Origin of the sequence: Flavobacterium sp. ENC (assembly GCF_020991415.1) — a bacterium.
Lineage (GTDB): Bacteria > Bacteroidota > Bacteroidia > Flavobacteriales > Flavobacteriaceae > Flavobacterium.
In genome coordinates this window covers 45,013-65,611 of the sequence record NZ_JAJMOY010000011.1, presented here as the reverse complement: position 1 = coordinate 65,611, position 20,599 = coordinate 45,013, and the positions used below count along the sequence as shown (strand labels likewise).

Genomic DNA, 20,599 nt, shown 5'->3' with positions numbered 1-20,599 from the left:
AATTATTTCATGTAGGAAGCGGTCATTTTTTTAATTCGTTCTGCTAATGTTTCACTCGAAAGCTTTTCTCTTAATCTGTCGGTAATCAACGGAAAACTGAATGGTGTGGGTTTTGCACAGGATTTCCACACAATTTCCTGATTTTGAATTCGCTCCAAAGCCATAATCAGACGGCCTTCTTCCAATTGGTGTTCGAAGGTTTCCCGATACGACTGCTGAAATAATAAATTATCGGGTTCGTAATCCCGAAAAACTTCAAACAGCAACTGGGAACCGCTTTGCAAATGCTTTGTTTTGACCATTTTTCCGGGAAAGCCTGTAAAAACCAATCCCGCAATCACGGCAATGTCCCTGAATTTTCTTCTGGCCATTTCGGTGGCATTCAGGCTCTTTTGCAAATCATCATGAACGTACGCTGTCGAAAATAAATTATTATCCAGGACTTCCTGCATATTGATTTCCTGGTCCGAAAGCAATTCAAATCCATAATCATTGTACGCCAGTGAAAAACTAATCGATACCAACAGACTAATTCTATAGGCCAGTAAGCTTGCCAGAGCTTCGTGTACAAAGCGTCCTTCAAACGGATAAAAAACAGCGTGATATCCTTCCCTTGTTTTAAAAGTCTCTATTAAAAATTCATCTGCTTTAGGTACAATAGATTCCTTTCGCTGTCTTGTAAATAATGGCTGAAGGGCTTTTAATTCCGGCGAAAGATTATCCGTATTGGCGCGGTATAATTCCTGTCGGAGCAATTCACTCATTTGTGCCGAAAGTGCCATTCGGCCTCCCATCCAGCTTACTACTTTTGATATTTTTTTCGGATCTGCTTTTCGCACCAAAACCTGCATGTTCCGAATTTTGAATAATTCGAGTCGTTTACCGGCAAAAATAAAAGTGTCCCCCGGTTTTAATTTGGTGATGAACCACTCTTCAATGGTTCCGATATAACCGCCGCTCATGTATTTCACATTCAAAACCGAATCGCCTATGATTGTTCCGATCTGCATTCTGTGGTGCATGGCAATCAGACGGCTGTTGATTTTAAAACGTCCGTCTTCCTCTACATCTACTTTTTTATATTCATCATATGCCTGTAAACTCTGGCTTCCGTTTGAAATAAAATTCAGGATCCACTTCCAGTGCTCTTCCGTCATGGCCTGATAACAAAATGTTCCCTTCACTTCTTCGTAAATTTCGTCAGGATAAAATCCGTCTGACACGGCAAGCGTATTGAGATACTGTACCAACACATCCCAGCTGTTCAGATACGGCACCCGGTCTTCGATAACATTATCTTCGACTGCTTTTTTTAAGGCCGAAGCTTCAATTAATTCAATAGCATGGGTAGCCAGAAAGTAAATCACACTTTCTTTCCCGGGCTGGTGTCCGCTTCGTCCGGCTCTCTGCAAAAAACGGGCAACGCCTTTTGGTCCTCCTACCTGAATAATCGTTTCAACTGGCGCAAAATCAACACCCAGATCCAGGCTTGAGGTACAAACGACGACTTTCAGTTCTTCATTGCGAATCGCATCCTCGACCCAAAGGCGGGTTTCGCGGCTGATACTGCCGTGATGCATGGCCATTTCCCCAGCAAACTCCGGATATTTTTCGAGTAAGCGCTGAAACCAGATTTCACAGGCTGAACGTACATTTGTAAAAATGAGTGTTGTTTTACTGGCTTTAATAATCTTCGCAACTTCGTCAATCAGATGCAGCCCCATATGGCCACGCCAGGGATAGGTTTCCATCTTATCGGGAATGATAGAAATGACTTTTATTTTTTTGTGAATGACTGCCTTAATCAAAACCGAGTTGTGATACGCTTCTGAATCCACTCCGAGTAAAACTTCCTGTGCCTGCTGCAAATTGCCTATAGTGGCCGAAATTCCCCAAATACGCAAATTGGGTGCTATTTTTTTTAATCGTGATAAAGCCAGTTCGGTCTGTACACCGCGTTTGGTGCCCAGCAATTCGTGCCATTCATCAATTACAATCGCTTCGCAATTGCCAAAAATTTTGTCATAGCCTTTGGTTGCCAGCAGTAATTGCAGGCTTTCGGGAGTAGTGACCAGTAAATCGGGCATTTTTCCTTTTTGCTTGGCCCTTTCACTGGCCGACGTATCCCCGGAACGGATTCCGACAGTCATTTTGGTTTCCAGATCCAGCACAACACGTTCGGCAGCCTGTTTGATTTCTACCGAAAGGGACCGCAGCGGCGTAATCCAGATGGCTTTGAGTCCGGGCGTATGTTTCGTTTTATAATTAGGATTTTTTTTAATGTAGTTTAAAACAATCGGCAGCCAGAGTGCATAGGTTTTTCCGCTGCCTGTCGGGGCATTCAGAAGACCGTTTTTACCCTGCAAAAAAGCCGTCCAGGTCTGCGTCTGAAACGGAAAAGGTTTCCAACCCTGTTGATGAAACCAATCATTTGCTACGGTAAAAAGCTGTTCTCTGTTCATTTTATTTTAATCCTTTAAATTATTTTTTATAGCCATAATCCTGTCCTTTCGTCGCAGGAAATCAGAACGATAGCGAACAGACAAGTAAATCGCATTCGAAATTCAACAAAGATTAGCGACTTTAGTTGCGGAGTTTCTCGTGTGATTTCTCCTTCGTCGAAATGACAAAAAATGCAAAAAATCCGTTCTATCCGCGTGCTATTTTACAGCTATACAATCATACTTTTTAAATCTTCAATCGAATTGGCCTCTTCCATTTTTTTATCATGACGCCATCTCAGAATCCTTGGAAACCGCGTTGCGATGCCACTTTTATGTCTTTTTGAAAGCGCGATTCCTTCAAAGCCAATTTCGAAAACCAATTGCGGTGTTACGCTTCGCACAGGTCCGAATCGTTCCAGTGTGTTTTTCTTGATCCAGTCATCGACCATTCTGAATTCGGCATCCGTTAAGCCGGAATAAGCTTTGGCGAACGTGACTAATTCGCGTTCGTTATTTTCATTTTGCTGCCACAGGGCAAAAGTATAATCGGTAAACAAGTTCGAGCGCCGTCCATGTCCGCGCATGGCGTAGGTCAAAACGGCATCGATAACTAAAGGTTCTATTTTCCATTTCCACCAGTCTCCTTTTTTTCGTCCTACCGAATACGGTGAATCCTTTCGTTTCAACATCAGTCCTTCGCTTTTCATTTCGCGGGAACGGAGTCTTTCTGCTGTTAATTCTTCCCAGTCTGAAAATTTTACCCTTTCGGAAAGCTGCAGCGGAATTTCATGGTGTTTGATATCTTCATATAATTGTTCTAACAGGACACGCCGTTCTTCAAAAGGAAGATTTCTGATGTCTTCTCCTTTCCATTCTAATAAATCGTACGCTTTTATAATAACCGGTGCTTTTTTCAGGATGGCCGCAGAAACCGTTTTTCGTCCGATTCTGGTCTGAAGATCATTGAAAGTTCCTATCTCATTATCTATAAAGGGAAGAATTTCACCGTCGATAACTGTCCCATCCGGAATCACTCCTATGAAAGCGGCAAATTCAGGATATTTGTCCGTAACCAATTCCTCGCCGCGACTCCAGACATACATTTCGTTTTCACGGATAATGGTCTGGGAACGAATACCATCCCATTTATGTTCGGCACTCCAGTCTTCCGCATTTCCGAGATTAGAAGGTTCTCCTTCCACTGGATACGCCAGATAAAACGGATAGGGTTTCGATAAATAGTCGCTGTTTTTTTCGTCCAGAATCAATTCCTGAAATGAGATTTTATTGGGATTCCAGTCGCCCATTAATTTATAAGCCAAAGCATCTTCATCAATATTTTCGGCTTTTGAAAGTGCCCTCGTCATTAACTTCTGACTTACTCCAATCCTGAAACTTCCTGTGATTAGTTTTGTAAAAACAAAGCGTTCATAATAATTTAAAGCCAGCCAGTTGGTTTGGAGATACTCTTTTTTCTCTATGTCTGTTTTCTTTTTTAAGGCTATGATTTCCTGTAAAAATTCGGTCAGGCTTCTGTCGGAATGTTCTTTTGTAGTCGGAATTACCAGTGCAATGGTTTCGGCAAGATCGCCTACGATATGATAACTTTCCTCAAAAAGCCAAAGCGGAATACCGGCAAGTTCATTGGCCCATAATCGCAATAAAGTAGTATTGACAGGCCTTGGCGGACGACGGTGCGAAAGAATCGCAATGGTCCAGACTTTATCTTCATCACTGGCATTGCGGAAGTAATTCGTTAAAGCATCCACTTTTACCGAAGTTTTATTAGAACTGTCCAGTGTTTTTATAAGTTCGGCAAAGTTTTTCATTTTCGTAACGTTAAGTTATTTGTTGGAGATGAAAGAATATAGAATATAGAGTATAGACAGCAGAAACAAGATTGCTGGATAATTTATAATCTTACCTTACTCTATATTATTTTGTCTACTTTTTATTCTTTGCTCTTTTCTTTCCTATTCTATATTCTATACTCTATATTCTATATTCTATGTTCTATACTCTTTTCCCGATATTCTCTTCCTCATCTTCTTTCTTAACCTCCATTTCCCCCGCTTCTCCTTCGTATTGTGTGTGGGCTGTACGGGCGTCATAGCCTAACTCCTGAAGGTATTTCGAGAAAATATCCGAATAGCCATGGGTTGAAATTACCTTTTCGGCACCGGTTGCTTTTATACTTTCAAGTAATCCAGTCCAGTCGCAGTGATCGCTCAGTACAAATCCGCGATCTACTGCACGTCGGCGTCTTGCCCCGCGAAAAGCCATCCATCCACTGGCAGATCCGGTAACGAAAGGCGTCATTTTCCTGATCCAGGTACTTCCGTGGGCACTTGGCGGAGCCAGTACAATGCTGCCTAACAGATCTTCTTTTTTTACTTCTGAAGTTATTCGGGTGGTTGGCGGGAAATCGACCAGCGGTCTTAAGACATTGGTCATATTTTCTATTGCGCCATGCGTATATATTTTACCGATATCGGTATCTAAGTATTTTAGCAATCGCTGTGCTTTTCCCAGCGAATATCCAAAAAGAACAGAGGTTTTTCCCTCCGCCCGGTTTTCTGCCCACCAATTGTTGATGTCTGTCATGACTTCGGCCTGCGGCGTCCATTTGAAAGCAGGCAGTCCGAAAGTACATTCGGTTATGAAAGAGTGGCATTTTACCACTTCGTAAGGAACAGAGATTCCGTCATCTTCAGTTTTATAATCCCCCGTAAAAACCCAGATTTCGCCTTTATATTCTACGCGAATCTGAGCCGATCCGATGATATGTCCTGCGGGATGCAGTGAGAATGTAACGCCGTTTATGGTAAATGTTTCGTTCCAGTCTTTTCCTGTCACATTGATCTCTCCCAGGCGGTGTCTTATGATGGGTACATTGGTATGATGCGTGATATAATTTTTATGCCCCCAGCGCGAATGATCAGCATGACCGTGGGTAATAATGGCGTTGGTTACCGGACGCCACGGATCAAGATAGACATCGGCCTGCTGGCAGTAGATTCCTTTATCGTTAAAAGCTAGTAGTGGAGGATTCATTTTGTAATTTTCAGATTCCTAAAATTAGCAAATATCTGCTTATAAAATTTTACAGGATTTAGTATTCTTTATTACAAAACTTCAATAAATACTGTGTATTCAGCACTATTTGAGAAACTAAAAAAGCAGCCCGAAGGCTGCTTTTCCACGTAGGTCAAAAGAATAGTAAATTATTTTTTAATGATTTTTCTGGTCGTTACAACTCCGCTTTCAGAGGTAAACTGGACAATGTAAATTCCAGGGATCTGTTTGGCAATATTGACATGAAATTCCGGTTGTTTGCTGTTTTTTTCTTCAAAAACAACTCCGTTGTACATATTGATTATTTTTAAAGTTCCCTTTTGGTCATTGTTTACATTTATGGTAAAGATACCATCAGTAGGATTCGGATAAATGGTAATTACTCCCGATTCTGCTGCCTCTTTAAGCATTATTTCACTGGACTCTTTTTTAGGCTTCTCTGCTTTTACCAGGGCAAAACGTTCTCCTCCTTCAAGCTCTCCTTTCTGAGCATCTTCCTGAACAAGGTCTAAGGTGATCTGCTGATCGTCCGGAAAATCCTTGGCTACTCTGAAATCGAATTTTATGCTGAAAGTTTCTCCGATACCGATTGGTAAATTAGCAATCGATGCATCTCTGGAGCTGATCAGGATTTTATTTTTATCCAAAATTTTCACTCCTTTCAGGCTTCCGTTGGATTGTGCTCTTTCGAATAAGCGTTCGTCCAGCGTCGCTTCAATTGTACCTCCCAATTCAAAGAAATTATTTTTAAGTTCTTCATTAAATCCTTTATCAACGAATTTTATATTGATTAATTTCGATTTAATTCCTCTTATAAATACTGCTGTAGGCGCCACAAAATCTGTTGTATTTAAATTATACACACTCAGGTTTTTCCATGCGATGTTGTTGTTGTTTTTGACATTGGCACCAATGGAGATGTTATTTACTTCATTTGGCATTGGATCCCTTGGTGATTCAATTCTGGCTGTCAAACAAAAATGATGTATATCATTTGTAAAATCGGCCGGATTTGGCGGATACCACGGTACCATCACAATTGTACTGCCGCCCGGCACTATAGACGGGATACTCACTTCTCCGATTTCGTCACCATGTTTAACAGTTCCTATACTGAAATTTACAAAATTAGTCGGCCAGGTTAATCCCGAGGACGCTTTTGCAAAGTAGAGTTTTACTTTTGCTGATGAACTCGGATTTGTTCCTTTATTGTACACTCTTATGTATACTGCATTAGGTGAACTTGTTTTATATTCCGGATTTTCATGTGTTAGTCCGGCGTCTGTATTTTGTCTTACCCAAATGTCATCACTGATCCACATCGGACCTGAATCCGGGTTCGGTTCTATACCGGTATCAAATGGTCTGTCTTTTATGTATAAATCAGCAATAGGAACTGTGATACCGGTCACGATTACAGAATATTTCTGACTGCCGTTTACCAAAGTGCCTTTATGGCTAATCGTTACGGTATAATTGCCTGCTGCTCCTGTAATCGCAATGCGTTCGAAGGGATCTCTGGTATTATCGCCCAGTCCGTTTACTGTAGCCGAGAGCAGTCTGTACGGAAGAACTGTACCTGCTGAATTGGTTACCCTGATATCAAGGTCATTTACAAGTCTGGCGGTATTTACATTTACAATACTTCCCAAATTGGCTGTTCCGGCAGGATCAGTCCACGATATAGAAGCAATTAACGGATTTACACCATCTGAGGTTACAGGAAAACTGTAGGTACTTCCGTTTGGCAAGGTATGTTCCTGAATAATAGCAAATGTTCCGTTTTTGGTAATGGTTTCCGCTGCAAATTTGGCATTTAGTAACCCCCAGCCAAATTTAGCATCAGGACCTGTAACTCCGGCATCATCTGCAGTATGCAATGCTAATCCTTTCAATGTTGCGGCACGCATGAAATTACCTTTTAAATTTTTATAATGCTGCTGTAATAAAAGTAAAGTTCCGGTAACATTTGGAGACGCCATGGAAGTTCCTGTTGCATTACCATAACTGCTGTTTGTCAAAGGTGTCGGTGTTGATGTAAGGGTAGCTGTTGAATATACTGAGGTTCCGTTACCTGCAAGATCCGGTTTTATCCTTAAATCATCTGTAGGTCCCTGACTGCTTGACGTGTTGATTGTTACACTTGTTAAAGCTCCTGTAGTAGCATTAATGACCGCATCGTTGGCATTGGCAATAACCAGATTGTTTTTGCTGGTAGCCGCTCCGGTAAGTTTGTCATAACCTACGTTGCCTCCCAACGGACTTGGATTGGAGCTATTATCCAGCCCGTCATTTCCTGCGGCTTTCACCATTAGGTAATAAGGGGCATTAAACATAACGTTGTCCCACTGCCTTGCAATGGTCTGGTAAGCACCAAACTGCCAGGGATCAATCAGAACATTGCCCAATCCATCTACGGTTAGCCATCCATAAGAATGATTGGACAATAGCATTCCGCCAGTATTAGCGGCTGCAGTAGCTTCACCTAAATCGCTATTCCATTCATTGGTTCTTGCATTTGCCTGAGTGGCCATTCCTTTTGCTGCTGCTACAGCACCTGCTGCAACAATAGTTCCGGTAACGTGATTCGCATGCTGGCTGTTATTATTGGTTGTCAGGAGAGTTACACCATCAAGAATGGAAACTCTTCCGCCAAATTCATTATGCGTCGGCAGTGTAGCTCCTCCATCCCAGACATAAGCAGTCATCGATTGCCCGTTAAGGTTCAGACCTAATCCACCGCCTGAATTCAAAAAATTTGCTCTGGTAGATTTGGCGGCATTTACATTATCAGGGGTAAAATAAACTGGTTTTTTTCCGTCTGGCGTTACATCCATCAGTTCGCTTACTGTCCCGTCTTTATTAGTGAATGTAATGCTCCAACCGTTTGTTTTAGCTAAAGCGAAGGCTCTTTCTTTTTTCGCGGCTGCTTCAGATTTGTATTGTTCGCTCAGCGTTTCCAGTTCCGGTACATTACTGTTAGACCTGATTGTTTCAATATCATTTTGAGTCTGTGAATAGGTTATTCCACATACACAAAGGAAAATAATTTTGTATAATTTTTTCATGTGATTAGATTTAATGGTTTGTATTTTAAAATTTTAAAATCTCATAAAAAATAAGGAGGGCTTCTGGTCGTAAACATTCCAAAAAACGGAATGATTACATTTTTTTGCATTTTCATAATTGTGGTTTTAAGGGTTAATAAAAATTATGGTAAAAACTGTCGTTTTATAAAATCAGGTTTGCTGAACTTTATTTACAAAAAGTGTTTTTAATTGTAAGATTAATTTTAGTTATGCTAAAATTCGTAAAAGAAGTGATGTTGAAATAGCGTATAAATACCTGATTTAAAACACATTATGTATTTTAGAGGAAAATTCTTAATTTTAACAAAATCGCTTGATAATTATTAAAAAAATGAACAAAATTGACAGTAAATTCAGATAATTAATTGATTTCTGAAGCCGGTCTAAAAATCAAAATGCTGTGCAGATTATCTTACCGAAGGATATCTGTGAAATTGACAGCGCAATTGATTTCAGATTGTATTAAAAAAATTACTTAAAATCTCAGGTTTTGATCAAAACATAAATGAGATTTTTTTGAGATACGGGTGCTACATTGACGAAATGTGCACTAATAGGAAAAGCATTTTTTCAAACCGAAAAACTGTTTTACCTTTTAATTTAAGACTACAAAAATTTAAAATTTTAGTAAAATTATTTTGTGTCATTTAAAATTATTGAAATTGGCAGGGAATCCCATTAAAGTGTATCTTATCGATGATCGAAAAATCAGAGCGCTATCTGCAAAATGAGTTATAGAAATTTATTTGAATTCTACTTGTTTGCGAAATTATAAAAACGGCAAGCATCTAGGCATCTTAAGGATATGGTATGAACTAATAAATTTAAAATTGCAGGTCATATTTTAAAAATTATAACATATAATAATCTATTTTATCATTTATATTTCCAATTATCACTTTAAATTCATAATTATTTACGGAAAAAAAATAAAGAAGATTTATTTTAATTGTACGGATTATCCGTAATATTTAGTTAGATTTGCTACAAATAATTAAATAAATATGATTTTTAACATTTTGATAGTCGACGATCACCCCATGACAGTTGACAGTTATATTAACCTACTAACTGAAACAAATTATCAAAATAAAACTCCAGATTTTATAAAGAGCTACAATTGTGAAGATGCCTACAATAAAATAAATTTTTACCTGAAACAAAACGAAACTATCGATTTTGCTTTACTTGATATTAACCTGCCTTCCTACAAAAAGGCCAATATCAATAATGGTACGGATCTGGCTTTATTACTGCGGCAAAGATTTCCAAATTGTAAAATAGTACTTCTGACGATGCACAGTGAACCTTTGACAGTAGATAAGATCATTAAAAGCCTGAAACCCGAAGGATTTATAGCAAAAAGTGATATCAATTTTGAATTATTTCCTGTAATCTGCAAAAAAATCATGGATGGAGAAATATTCCGGAGTCAGACGATTATAGAATCACAAAGGGAATTGTTTAAGAAGAATATAAACTGGGACAACCACGACAATCATATTTTAATTCTAATCTCCGAGGGAGTTAAGACAGTGAATCTTCCAGATTATATTCCGCTATCCATGAGTGCCATCGAAAAAAGAAAAGCGAGCATCAAAGATCAGCTTTTACAAGGAAAAGGAAGTGATAAGGATTTGATAGAGAAAGCTAAAAAATTAGGGTTATTGTAGGGGTTTTGGATTTTAGATTTTAGATTTTGGATTTTGGATTTTAGAATATAGAAAATAGATCGTAGAATATAGATTTTAGTCCTCCATCTTTATTCTTTATTCTCAACTCATAACCCATAACCCATAACTCCTAACCCATAACTAATTAAAATTAACCTGAAGAAGAGAGTCTGCATCATTATAGTTTGCTTTGACGGGAATGAGGTGTACAGAAGAATTAGCACTCTTTTTTGCAGCTGGAGCGCCATTTAAAGCCTGATGAATTAAAATTTCCCTGGTATCTCCAAGAGGAAATATTTCGAGGTCCTGAATCTCATTTAGAATTACGGAAGGTGTTATACCCATGTTGTAATTGCCTTCATCGGCAGCATTAAACAGTTTATAAATAACCGGATATAAAACCCATCCCTGCTGACCGGAAATCCTGTTGTCTTCTATTGCAAAACCGGCCACATCTTTTCCGACCGTTTTTTCGCCTATGGTAATGACCTTCATAAAAGGTTTCAAATTGTTTATGATAATTTCAGAAGCCGAAGCGGTATGGCTTCCACATAAAACATACACTTCCTGAATGGCTGGATGTGCGGCGCGCAATGCGTCATAACTGACAGAAGGTTCATTCATTTCCAGAGCTTCCTTAAACGATTTGTTTACGAGACCTCCGTTTTTATTTCCTTTAAACTTTATAAACAAATTATCCGGTTTAATATCAGGCGCCAAAATGATGCTTAATGCCGCAGCAGAAGAAACATCTCCGCCTCCGTTATATCGCAAATCAACAATGATTTTAGTAACAGCCTGATTTTTAAAATCCTGAAAAACCTGCAATAAGGGTGATGCCAGTCCAATATCAAAATGAGGAATTGAGAGGTATCCGGTTTTTTCTGTATTGTTTAGAATAACCTTGTGCAGCATCGGTTGGGAAAAGGTAAAACCGCGTATTATTTCTATTTCCTTCGCTGCCGAAAAACCGGATGATGAAGAATATTCCGCTACCACTAATTTTGCCTGATCTGAATGGCCTAAATCAAGATAAAGGCGCTCAAAATTCTGCCTGTTGAATACCGTTCCGTTAACGGACTTTATAAGTTGGCCTCTTTTCATTCCGTTTCGTTCAGCAGGGGAATCTGAGAGTACGAATAAAACCATTCCGTAAACTTGCCCCTCATGTTCTATAACAGCCATGTCAAATCCGTAGCTGCTTCGGATACTTTTAGGAAATGTATCCGGTGACGAAACATGGGTAGCATAAGAAAACCGATCGTCTGCCTGCAATAATTTTTTAAAATATTCTTTTGAATCCAAAGACAAACTGGTGCGATCCGGCATGTTTTCACTCCACAGGTAATACTTTTTCATCTGTTCGTACATCCAGCTGTTTACATATTCGGTACTGCCCTCCTGGTAAATAACAGGCTCGTCTTCACTTTGGCAGGAAACCGCCAGGGAAAAAAGAATCAAAAGAAGACCTTTAAAAAGAAATTGATATTTTTTCATGGATTGGGCAGCATTCAAATTGGTACTTTAAAACTTAAAAAGAAAAATAGTCGGTTAAATTGATCGTGCCGTCTACTCCCGAAAAAACACCGTTGGCATCGGCTTTTTCTTCCAGAACAATTAACTTGGATTTATTGGTCTGCATAATGGTCTGAAAAGTAACTTTTTTTCCGGGTATGTACGATTCATTGGTTCCATGTTTTACCAACTCAATATTGATGATCGGCGGTGAACTGAAAGGGAATTCCAGAAAAGCACTAAAACTGTTTTTGGTTATATTCTGAACTACCCCGATTTCCTGTCCGTTTGCTTTTGTGATAATCGCATCGAGAGTACCCGTATAGCTGCTCTTTGCATACAAATTGAAGTTTGGAAAAATAAATCGGTATCCAGTGCTTTTTGTTGTACTCAGAGTTCCGGGTTTCTGAGACAGTACATTTTCAATCCAAATATTTTCTTTGGCATAAAATGAAAGTGTATCGACCGGTTTAGCAGTAGTGAAATTATAGGAATGTAAAACCTGCTTTGTTTTTTTATTGATAATTTCGATTGTTTTAGTACTGTTATCATAAAATACAAATTCGTATGTTTTTTCTATTTTTTTCAAAAAAGCGTCATGTTTGTCTATAATCAGCAATTTGCCGTCTAACGAAACCTGAATGGAATCGGGCATTGCATTATATCCTTTTATGACCACTTTACCCGCCTTTTGCTCCTGATTTAAGGGAGTTAAATTGTCATTGGTACAAGAGGAAAGAAAAATAGTTGTGATTAAAAAAGCAATTACTATTTTAACTAAATTATCCATACGTTATAATTGTAAATTATTTAAAAATGATGTGTGATTTCTGATTTAATGGATTTGCTTCCAAAAAACGACTTACTAAATACAGCCGTAAAAAGCAATATTTACTCTTTTATAAATTTGATTTTTTCGACTCTTTCCCCATCCTCCAAAACCAGATAATAAACACCGGTGGACAGATTATCCAATAAAATACCTGAGTCGCTATATTTGGTATTTTTAACTAATGCACCGCTTGTATTGTATATTTTTAGGGCAATATCGGATGCATTCAAAGCATCGCTTAACTGCAGCTGCAAATACTCTTTTACAGGATTTTGTTTTAGTACTGTTGCTTTTTTTCCCTGTACGTCACCTAGTCCTAAGGAAGCCGCCGTAATTGAAATTTTGTCTATTTCGTAACCAATAGCAAGGTCGGGTGCGCTTACAAGAGCGAAATATACCTGAGACTGACCTGCAAACTGAGAAATATCTACTGTAAAATCCTTAAATTCAGTAGCCATCATATCTTGTCTTTTTATTTCTACAGTAGCGATTTGGGTAAACGAACCCGGAGCCGTATCTGTGACAGAGGCGTAAACGTATAGATTATTAGTGACATCAAATATTGCTTTTTGTGCATTTATGATTAATTGCATTCCGCCGCTGTAAAAAGACAAATCGACTGCCGGAGCAATTGCCCAGTTTTTTTGTGTATGTCCAAGAGACTCCAGCGTTTCCGTATTGATATTATAAGTACCTAATATTTTGTAAGTACCTTCTATCACAGCATAATTTTCATCTACCTGAATATTGGTACGCGTAATCCAGTTAACGGCATCTCCGTCCGTATCTATTAAAGTCCAGTCAGACACATCTGAATCTTCAAAATCATCCTCCCATATGGTGAATTGAGCAGATGCGATTCCGGAAATAAGCATAAAAACAAATACAAGTAATTTTTTTTTCATTTTTTTGATTTTTAAAACAAAGGCTGCCTAAAAAGTGAGGACAGATGCATACCAACACTGCATACGATATATCCTCCTCTTTAGTAAAAAAACAATAAACACACTTTTTAGACAGCCCCGTTAAGTTATTTAATAATTATGGTATTTATTAGAAATTAATAAATTTTGTCCAGGTGTTTGTCCAGTTTTGTTCTGTCTTAAATGCACCTGTAGCTCCTGCTAAGTTTAATGTACCATCATTAAAAAATGGTTGTGTTAAACCCCATGAATCAGCAAGAGTAGCAGTAGATGCTGGAGAACTTCCTGCACCTAAAGATGTTCCAACCGGCAATATAGGATCAGTGAAAGCATGTACTGATAAAAAGCTTCTTGCAGAACTTGCTGGTAATGAAGGAGACTCAAATCTGATTCCTGTAACATATCCTGTTACCGTAGCATTTGTAAGGCTGATTTGTCCTAATCTGCGTACGTGGATTGCATTTTCATAAAGCGCTCCACCTGCAATTGCACTTGCACCAATGATAGATAATTCAGAAATTACCGGTCTTGTAATAAGTGTAGTAGATGTACCAGTTGCGTTGTTATCTAATTCGATACCGTTTGAATCCGGGTTTCCACCGCTTAAACTGTGTGTTGAATTTTTATCTGCAATCGCTATCGCTTTGTTAATAGTACCTGTGTAACCAAAATCGAAATCGAAGTTGTCATCATCCGGTGCAAAAGAAACTAAATGGCTTGCATTTACTGTTCCTCCGAAGAATTCGAATGAATCATCTCTTCCGTAAGATACCTGAACGTGATTAATAACAGTACCGCTACCAACACCACCACAAGTTAAACCATTGATTTCAACACCTGTAGCTGCATCTAAAATACGGCCTGCATACTCGATACGAACATAGTTTAAAGCTCCTGCACTATGTGTATTGTTAGTTCCTCCGTAATAAAAATCAGAAGGTGTTGGCTGATCTCCTAAACCTTCAATAATATTAGTAGTCACACCTGTATTTACCTGAGCATCTCCTAAAAGAACAACTCCGCCAAAATCTCCGGGAGTTGCTTTTGTAGCAGCATTTCCGTCTAACAAATTATAACTTGTAAAGATTACAGGCGCTGTTGCAGTACCCTGAGCATCAATCTGACCTGTTTTAGTAATTACTACTACACCTGTAGCACCACTAGCTAATACTTTAGCTTTGATGAAAGTTCCAGGTTGTATAGTTAATTTTGCCCCTATTACACGAACAACTCCACTCACTTCCCAAACTCTGTCGTTTGTCCAGGTAGTATTAGTAGTAATGTTACCACTTACAGTTTGTACTGTGGAAGGATAACCTGAATAATCTGCGCTGGCAGATTTCATTGCAAATGAAGAATCAGAACTTGCTTCATCATTTTGACAAGAATTGAAGAAAATAATGGCAATCGCGAACAAAAAAACTTTTTTCATGATAACTGAATTTTGATTAACTTTGCTGCTTGTATTTTACATATGAGGTCTTTGGGGAGAGCAGCAAATTTTCTTCCCTCTGACCTTTCCTTTTGGTAAAGTCTTTTATCATAAGCTTCCGCTTTACCGCCGGAAACTTATCCCTGTTTATTCTTCTTTCACTCTCAGGGCACAGCGAAAGGGTTATTTCTCTTCTAAACGGAAACAAACACTACCGAAAATATTGGAGAACGTGAAAATCTATTGTACCATTTTGATCCGCTTTCCGGTCTGGTTTTTTTTGCAGATTATGTACGTCTGAAATGTTTAGTATTACTTGCAACCCTTTTTCAAAGAAATTAATTTGAAGACCGATTTTATGGTTATTAAAAAATCTATGGTCCTTTATATATATTAGATTTCAACAGCCGAAAAAATCACGTTAAAATTTATCCTTAACGTTTTCTTAATTTTAGTAGTCTTTTATTGTTGAAATCGACAATCTAATGTTACTAAAAATAATAATTCATAGAAAAACTGATGGTTCTTCCGCTCCAGGCTTTAAACAATTTTCGGTCGATATAAGGATCATATTTATCTGTTGCTCCGGCACCTAACGCGGTCTGATCCCTTGGATTGGATCCATATTCAAAATCCTGAATTTTCGAATAGCTGTTGGCATTGTTATAAGTCTCGATAGCCGTATCAAAAAGATTCTTAATCCCTAATTTGAGTTCTAAATTTTTTTCCTTAAAAAACTTATAGCTGATCTGGGCATCCGTAACCGCATACGGCATTCTGATTTCTTCTGCCTGATAATCAAACCCTACTAAAATATACTGATCACCAATGGCATTGTGTCTGACACTAAATCCGAAACGTTCTCCTATATAGTCCAAACCTAAATTGTAATTGTAAGGCGCCTGACCGTATAAAGGCCTGTTTGCTTCATAAAGTCCTCCCGTACCATCAATGTTTACATATCCGGTAACCTTCGTATCATTGAATGCCGCATTACCGCACAGGAATATTTTCTTTAAGAGATCTCCTTCACCCAGAAAAGACAGGTTTTTATAAATTTCAAACTCCACTCCGAAAAGTTTAGCGCTGTCGGAATTCATATTGAAGATGGTACGAGAACCTCCGTCGTTTCCGATCTGTGTAACGCCTTCGATTGGATTTTTGATGTTTTTGTAATAAACTCCAAAAGAAAGGATTTCTCCCTGCGAAGGAAACCACTCGGTCTTGAAATCATAATTATCGACTATAGTAGAAACGATACCGCCCGTATAATTCAGCACTTTTGCATCGCGTAACGGATCGTAATAAGGCATATTTAGTCGTTCTGAAAATTGCGGACGCAGCACCGATTTGTTATACCCCAGCCTCACATTCATTTTATTGGTCGGGCTTACTGTTAGATTGGCCGAAGGAAGATATTGCCAGATATCATCGTCTTTCTGTACGGTTTCAAAACTGCCCGAATTATCAGACTGGCTGGCAATCTGGGTGTACACATAACTTTCGGCACGCATACCCCATACCAATCGTATGTATTGGGTAATTTTGTTATCGAGCATTAAAAAAGGAGAATGAATTTTAACATCTCCTATATATTCGTTACCGTAACTGGCAATTCTGTTCCAGCCGAAGCCACCCCAGCGATAATACGAACCGTCGAGCAATTGGGAGATTGGAAAATCAACAATAGCTTTATCGGTTCCCTGCCCTACTACATTCAGCGCGGAAGATTCCTGTTGATTAGTCGCTTTTTTGTAAGTACCGAAATAACCTGCCTTCACATTATTTTTAATGGATTCCCCAATATCAAAAGCATAATTAAAATTGATTCCGACGTTATAATCTTTTTCATTATTAGTGAAATTGGATCTTTTAAATACATCCGGATCAGAATTATAAATTTGCTGATACAGCTGCACATCGTCTCCCACTTTTCTTCTGTTACTGGTTAAAAAAGTGGCGTCTTTAGTGTCTTTGGAAGTATTCGCATACGCACCAAACCAATTGATTTCGAAATTTTCAAAACGATGATTTCCTTCTATTTTATTCTGGATAAAAGTCTGGTAAATCGGATAATCTGTTTCTTTTGTTAAAGGCAGGTAACTTCCGTTTACAATTCCTTCTATATTTCCGGCATAAAAATTCCAGCCCGTAATTTGCGTAAGCTGATTGTCATACATATGCATGTAGGTATTGCGGGTTGTAATTTTATGCTTTCCCAACTGAATTCCCGCATTAAACATCCCCCCCAATGTAGAATTGAAGTTATAGGAAGCACCTGAATTTTTATATCCGTATCTTTTGAAAGTTGAATACCCATTTTCTTTTTCCGGCGTAAACTCAGAGTTGGTCATAAACGTTCCTCTTTCGGTATGGTCAATTTTTAACTGATCCTGTGTGTTTTTGAAAATAAGGGAACCCACAAAACCAAATTTGTTATTGTCCTTCAATTCATACACCCGGCCTACTGCAAATTGCATCGAAGTTCCCGGTGCTGCATAGGTTTTATAGGTTGTAAAATTATCCTGGGTAAACCTTTTGGATTGTTCTAAAAATGGCCCTGATGCCGCTTCGGTAGTAGGTACAGCGATATTGACCAAACCGGAAGGATAACTTCTGCTGCCATCATCAAATCCGATATAATCGTTTTCCCCTTCCTGTTTGGTCAGGCGATCCTTAAAAGTGCTTCGGCTGTTGTAGGAAGTTCCGATAGTGAATGTCATAAAATTTTTCTTTGGAATATCTTTGGTTTTCACTTCTACATATCCACCCGCAAAATTGGCATTCATATCCGGAGTAGCATTTTTACTGACAATAACACTTTCTACCATAGCGGTCGGAATGATATCAAAATTAAACTGCTGCTGGTTGGGATCGGTACTCGGGAGATTCACACCATCCATTACTGCCTGGTTCCAACGTTCGCCCATAGAACGCACGACTACATATTTGTCGTCAATTGTCGTTACGCCTGTAATTCTTTTTAAGGTACTTCCGACATCTTTGTCCGGTGTTCTGGCAATTTGTTCGGCAGAAATACCATCCGAAAACTGAGCCGCTTTTTTTTGCTGCAACAGCATTCCTTCTGTTGAGGCAGTCGCTTTCTGATAGGTTTGGGTAATGACCACCTCATTTAGTGATTCGGCATCATCTTTCAGCACTACATTCAATACAGCATCCGATTCAGCGGAAACTTTTATATCGGTAATTTTCTGCGTCTGAAAGGATACGTAACTGATTTCCAGCGCATAAGTTCCCTCTTCCAGACTAAAAGAATAATTTCCGTCGAAATCTGAGACCGTTGTATTTCCGGTCTCCACTACTTTTACTGAAGCTCCCGGTAAAGCAAGACCGTTTTTATCGACCACTTTTCCCGAAATATTACCCACCTTTTTGGTGGAAGCTATTTTTTTATTGACCGCAATATTGGTGTTGTTTCTTCTGAAATTTAAGTTGGTCAGCACCTGAAGTTCCTGCAATATCACATCAATGCTGACATTGTCTTTTTTTAGCGTGACAAGCGGTTTACTAAAATCGATGTCTTTTTGATAAATAAAGCGATAGGGAGTCCGGGATTCTAAATTTTCAAAAATATCTTTTGGAGAAGCATTCCTGAAATCTACTGACACAGTGCCAGATTGTGCATATATCTCTGCTGTACCGAGAAACAGGCTAAAAAACAGAATTTGTACGGCAATTGAAAATTGCCTGAAAAAATCGCTCATAAGTAAATAATTTGTTTTAGGTGTGTATGGTTTATTTTAGTTTCTATTTTGTGGTATTTTTGGAAAACTGCAACAAGGCTGTTTGCTATTGGCTAACGATATAGGTGTTGTTAGCAACGGGTTTGATCTTTACCTCTAAAGCAAAAGCAATGGTCTGCAATATTTCCGGAACACCTTGTCTGGTATCGAGGGTTCCTTTTAGCTGCAGTAATTTTAAATTTTCACTGGCGTATTCGAGCGTAAAAGTGTGATCTGCCTGCAATTTTTGAATAACAGTCACCAGACTTAAACCATCAACATCCAGCAGTGCTTTTTTCCATTCCGGTTCCAAAACCGTTATTCTGTGTTTTTTGAGGGTCTTATTTTCGGGACTAAGCAGGGCTGCATCCCCTCTTTCTAAAAAAACAGTATTTTGGGAGCTTTCTACTTTTACCTTACCCGTCCTTACATTTACTTCTGCTATTTTTCCGTAGGCTTTCACATCAAAAGAAGTACCCAGCACTGTTGTTTTGATATCCCCGGAGCTAATAATAAAAGGCCTTGTGGTATCTCGTGCCACTTCAAAAAAAGCTTCCCCTTTTAATGTGACGATTCGTTCGTTGGCAGCAAAATGTTCCGGATATTCGATTTGGGTATTTTCATTCACCCAGACTTTTGTTCCATCCGACAAGCGCAGCAATCGGATGTCCTGAGGAAACGTCTGAGTGAGCACTTTTGGACTTGCAGCAAAATCTAATGCAGAAAAAGACTGATAGCCTGCAACAGAGATAAAAAGAATTATACAGGCCGCAATTGCTTTTTGATAATTACGTCTGCGCTTTTTAATTGTGGCATTCTGGATCCTGTTCCACATCCTGAATTTTATTTCATCAGAGAATATTCCTTTCTGCGGCAACGCATCCCATTCTTCACGTAGTCTGTTCGATTTCATTATGTATCCGTAAAATTAATTGTACAGGGAAACCTGAATATCTCCTGCTTAACTACATTAGATTATTCGGGTTCAAAAAATCACGGGGGTACAGGACACTTAACGTTTTGTTAATGATGTAAAAAAATAAATATAAACAAAGCCCTAGTATACAGCCTTTTATCAAAAAACACTTAAAAAGAGGTTACATTTAATTTACATAAGAGCCCGGATTCAAATCATTGCCTGATACTTTCAGGGGGAATAAGGCAGGGAAGTAAAATAAAAAGGAAGTTCTTAATACTGGTTGAGGAATAGTAAAGCAAACCAGTACAGTTCGTAGCTTTTTACGGAATTCTTTTTCAGGTATTGCAGTGTTTTGGAAATCTGATTGGCCACGGCACTTTGAGACATGCCCATTTCTATCGCAATTTCCTTATAACTCATTTCTTCAAATTTATGCAGTGTAAAAATTTTTCTTCTTTTCTCGGGAATCTGCTGCAAGAGCATTTCTAATTTTTCCATTTTCACGGAAATATTCTCGTCAATTTCTTCAGAACTGTCCAGTTCTTTTACCAATTGCAGGTACTCAACCGAAATAATTTTATTTTGTTTTTTATACCATTTTGAAATTTCCTGTTTACTGCTCTTAAACAAAATAGCATCCAGGGCTATTCCCGGCTCAATTTTAGTGCGGTACTTCCAGAGATGAATAAAGACATTTTGCGTGATATCTTCCGCATCTGCAAGCTGGGCTGTATATTTCTTTACAAAACAAAATACCTTGAAATGATATAGCTCATAGATTTCCTTAAAACAAGAATCGTCTCCATCGCGCAATCCGGTGATCAAAATAGTATTCATAATGCAGTTTTAAAATAGGTAAACAATCCTTACAAAATTATCTTAAACTAACATCGGTTATTTTATCAGCCCGGTCATTTAATGATTTATTAATATTTGATCGCGAACCAACAGTCA

The 20,599-nt window shown here is 38.5% G+C and carries 12 protein-coding genes; 1 reads left to right on the top strand and 11 read right to left on the bottom strand.

What is annotated here, in order from left to right; genetic code table 11:
- Window positions 1–2: 2 nt before the first annotated feature.
- The 4 genes from LPB89_RS20100 to LPB89_RS20085 all read right to left on the bottom strand — a co-directional run bounded on the left by LPB89_RS20100 (window position 3) and on the right by LPB89_RS20085 (window position 8,587).
- Complete coding sequence (locus LPB89_RS20100; protein ID WP_230703429.1) at window positions 3–2,462, bottom strand: ligase-associated DNA damage response DEXH box helicase; 2,460 nt, start codon at window positions 2,460–2,462, stop codon at window positions 3–5.
- Between the two features lie 209 nt (window positions 2,463–2,671).
- Window positions 2,672–4,273: an ATP-dependent DNA ligase gene (locus LPB89_RS20095; RefSeq protein WP_230703428.1), complete on the bottom strand. Its 1,602-nt coding sequence runs from the start codon at window positions 4,271–4,273 to the stop codon at window positions 2,672–2,674.
- Between the two features lie 184 nt (window positions 4,274–4,457).
- Window positions 4,458–5,498: a ligase-associated DNA damage response exonuclease gene (locus LPB89_RS20090; protein ID WP_230703427.1), complete on the bottom strand. Its 1,041-nt coding sequence runs from the start codon at window positions 5,496–5,498 to the stop codon at window positions 4,458–4,460.
- Between the two features lie 170 nt (window positions 5,499–5,668).
- Window positions 5,669–8,587 carry a S8 family serine peptidase gene (locus LPB89_RS20085; RefSeq protein WP_230703426.1) on the bottom strand — a complete coding sequence of 973 codons (2,919 nt, stop codon included), beginning with the start codon at window positions 8,585–8,587 and terminating at the stop codon, window positions 5,669–5,671.
- A 1,025-nt stretch (window positions 8,588–9,612) separates the two neighbouring features.
- Between LPB89_RS20085 and LPB89_RS20080 the strand changes: the two genes are divergently transcribed.
- Complete coding sequence (locus tag LPB89_RS20080; protein ID WP_230703425.1) at window positions 9,613–10,281, top strand: response regulator; 669 nt, start codon at window positions 9,613–9,615, stop codon at window positions 10,279–10,281.
- Window positions 10,282–10,422: 141 nt separating this feature from the next.
- Here the strand turns inward: LPB89_RS20080 and LPB89_RS20075 are convergent, their stop codons facing one another.
- From LPB89_RS20075 to LPB89_RS20045, 7 genes are all read right to left on the bottom strand, one after another.
- Window positions 10,423–11,778 (bottom strand): S41 family peptidase, encoded by a 1,356-nt coding sequence (locus tag LPB89_RS20075; protein WP_230703424.1) that lies wholly within the window; start codon window positions 11,776–11,778, stop codon window positions 10,423–10,425.
- 34 nt (window positions 11,779–11,812) lie between these two features.
- Entirely contained in the window at window positions 11,813–12,586 is a 774-nt protein-coding gene (locus tag LPB89_RS20070; protein WP_230703423.1) for a hypothetical protein, read from the bottom strand.
- Between the two features lie 101 nt (window positions 12,587–12,687).
- Window positions 12,688–13,533, bottom strand: a complete 846-nt coding sequence (locus LPB89_RS20065; protein ID WP_230703422.1) for a T9SS type A sorting domain-containing protein — start codon at window positions 13,531–13,533, stop codon at window positions 12,688–12,690.
- 148 nt (window positions 13,534–13,681) lie between these two features.
- Window positions 13,682–14,983: a hypothetical protein gene (locus tag LPB89_RS20060; protein ID WP_230703421.1), complete on the bottom strand. Its 1,302-nt coding sequence runs from the start codon at window positions 14,981–14,983 to the stop codon at window positions 13,682–13,684.
- A 491-nt stretch (window positions 14,984–15,474) separates the two neighbouring features.
- Complete coding sequence (locus tag LPB89_RS20055) at window positions 15,475–18,708, bottom strand: TonB-dependent receptor (protein WP_230703420.1); 3,234 nt, start codon at window positions 18,706–18,708, stop codon at window positions 15,475–15,477.
- 85 nt (window positions 18,709–18,793) lie between these two features.
- Window positions 18,794–19,639, bottom strand: a complete 846-nt coding sequence (locus LPB89_RS20050) for a FecR family protein (protein WP_230703419.1) — start codon at window positions 19,637–19,639, stop codon at window positions 18,794–18,796.
- Between the two features lie 276 nt (window positions 19,640–19,915).
- Entirely contained in the window at window positions 19,916–20,482 is a 567-nt protein-coding gene (locus tag LPB89_RS20045; protein WP_127336535.1) for an RNA polymerase sigma factor, read from the bottom strand.
- Window positions 20,483–20,599 lie beyond the last annotated feature (117 nt).

Bases quoted from the DNA above. Each gene is read 5' to 3' on its own strand.
- LPB89_RS20070 (WP_230703423.1), bottom strand. From the start codon at position 12,586: ATGGATAATTTAGTTAAAATAGTAATTGCTTTTTTAATCACAACTATT.
- LPB89_RS20045 (WP_127336535.1), bottom strand. From the start codon at position 20,482: ATGAATACTATTTTGATCACCGGATTGCGCGATGGAGACGATTCTTGT.
- LPB89_RS20080 (WP_230703425.1), top strand. From the start codon at position 9,613: ATGATTTTTAACATTTTGATAGTCGACGATCACCCCATGACAGTTGAC.
- LPB89_RS20100 (WP_230703429.1), bottom strand. From the start codon at position 2,462: ATGAACAGAGAACAGCTTTTTACCGTAGCAAATGATTGGTTTCATCAA.
- LPB89_RS20090 (WP_230703427.1), bottom strand. From the start codon at position 5,498: ATGAATCCTCCACTACTAGCTTTTAACGATAAAGGAATCTACTGCCAG.
- LPB89_RS20075 (WP_230703424.1), bottom strand. From the start codon at position 11,778: ATGAAAAAATATCAATTTCTTTTTAAAGGTCTTCTTTTGATTCTTTTT.
- LPB89_RS20055 (WP_230703420.1), bottom strand. From the start codon at position 18,708: ATGAGCGATTTTTTCAGGCAATTTTCAATTGCCGTACAAATTCTGTTT.
- LPB89_RS20085 (WP_230703426.1), bottom strand. From the start codon at position 8,587: ATGAAAAAATTATACAAAATTATTTTCCTTTGTGTATGTGGAATAACC.
- LPB89_RS20095 (WP_230703428.1), bottom strand. From the start codon at position 4,273: ATGAAAAACTTTGCCGAACTTATAAAAACACTGGACAGTTCTAATAAA.
- LPB89_RS20050 (WP_230703419.1), bottom strand. From the start codon at position 19,639: ATGAAATCGAACAGACTACGTGAAGAATGGGATGCGTTGCCGCAGAAA.
- LPB89_RS20065 (WP_230703422.1), bottom strand. From the start codon at position 13,533: ATGAAAAAAAAATTACTTGTATTTGTTTTTATGCTTATTTCCGGAATC.
- LPB89_RS20060 (WP_230703421.1), bottom strand. From the start codon at position 14,983: ATGAAAAAAGTTTTTTTGTTCGCGATTGCCATTATTTTCTTCAATTCT.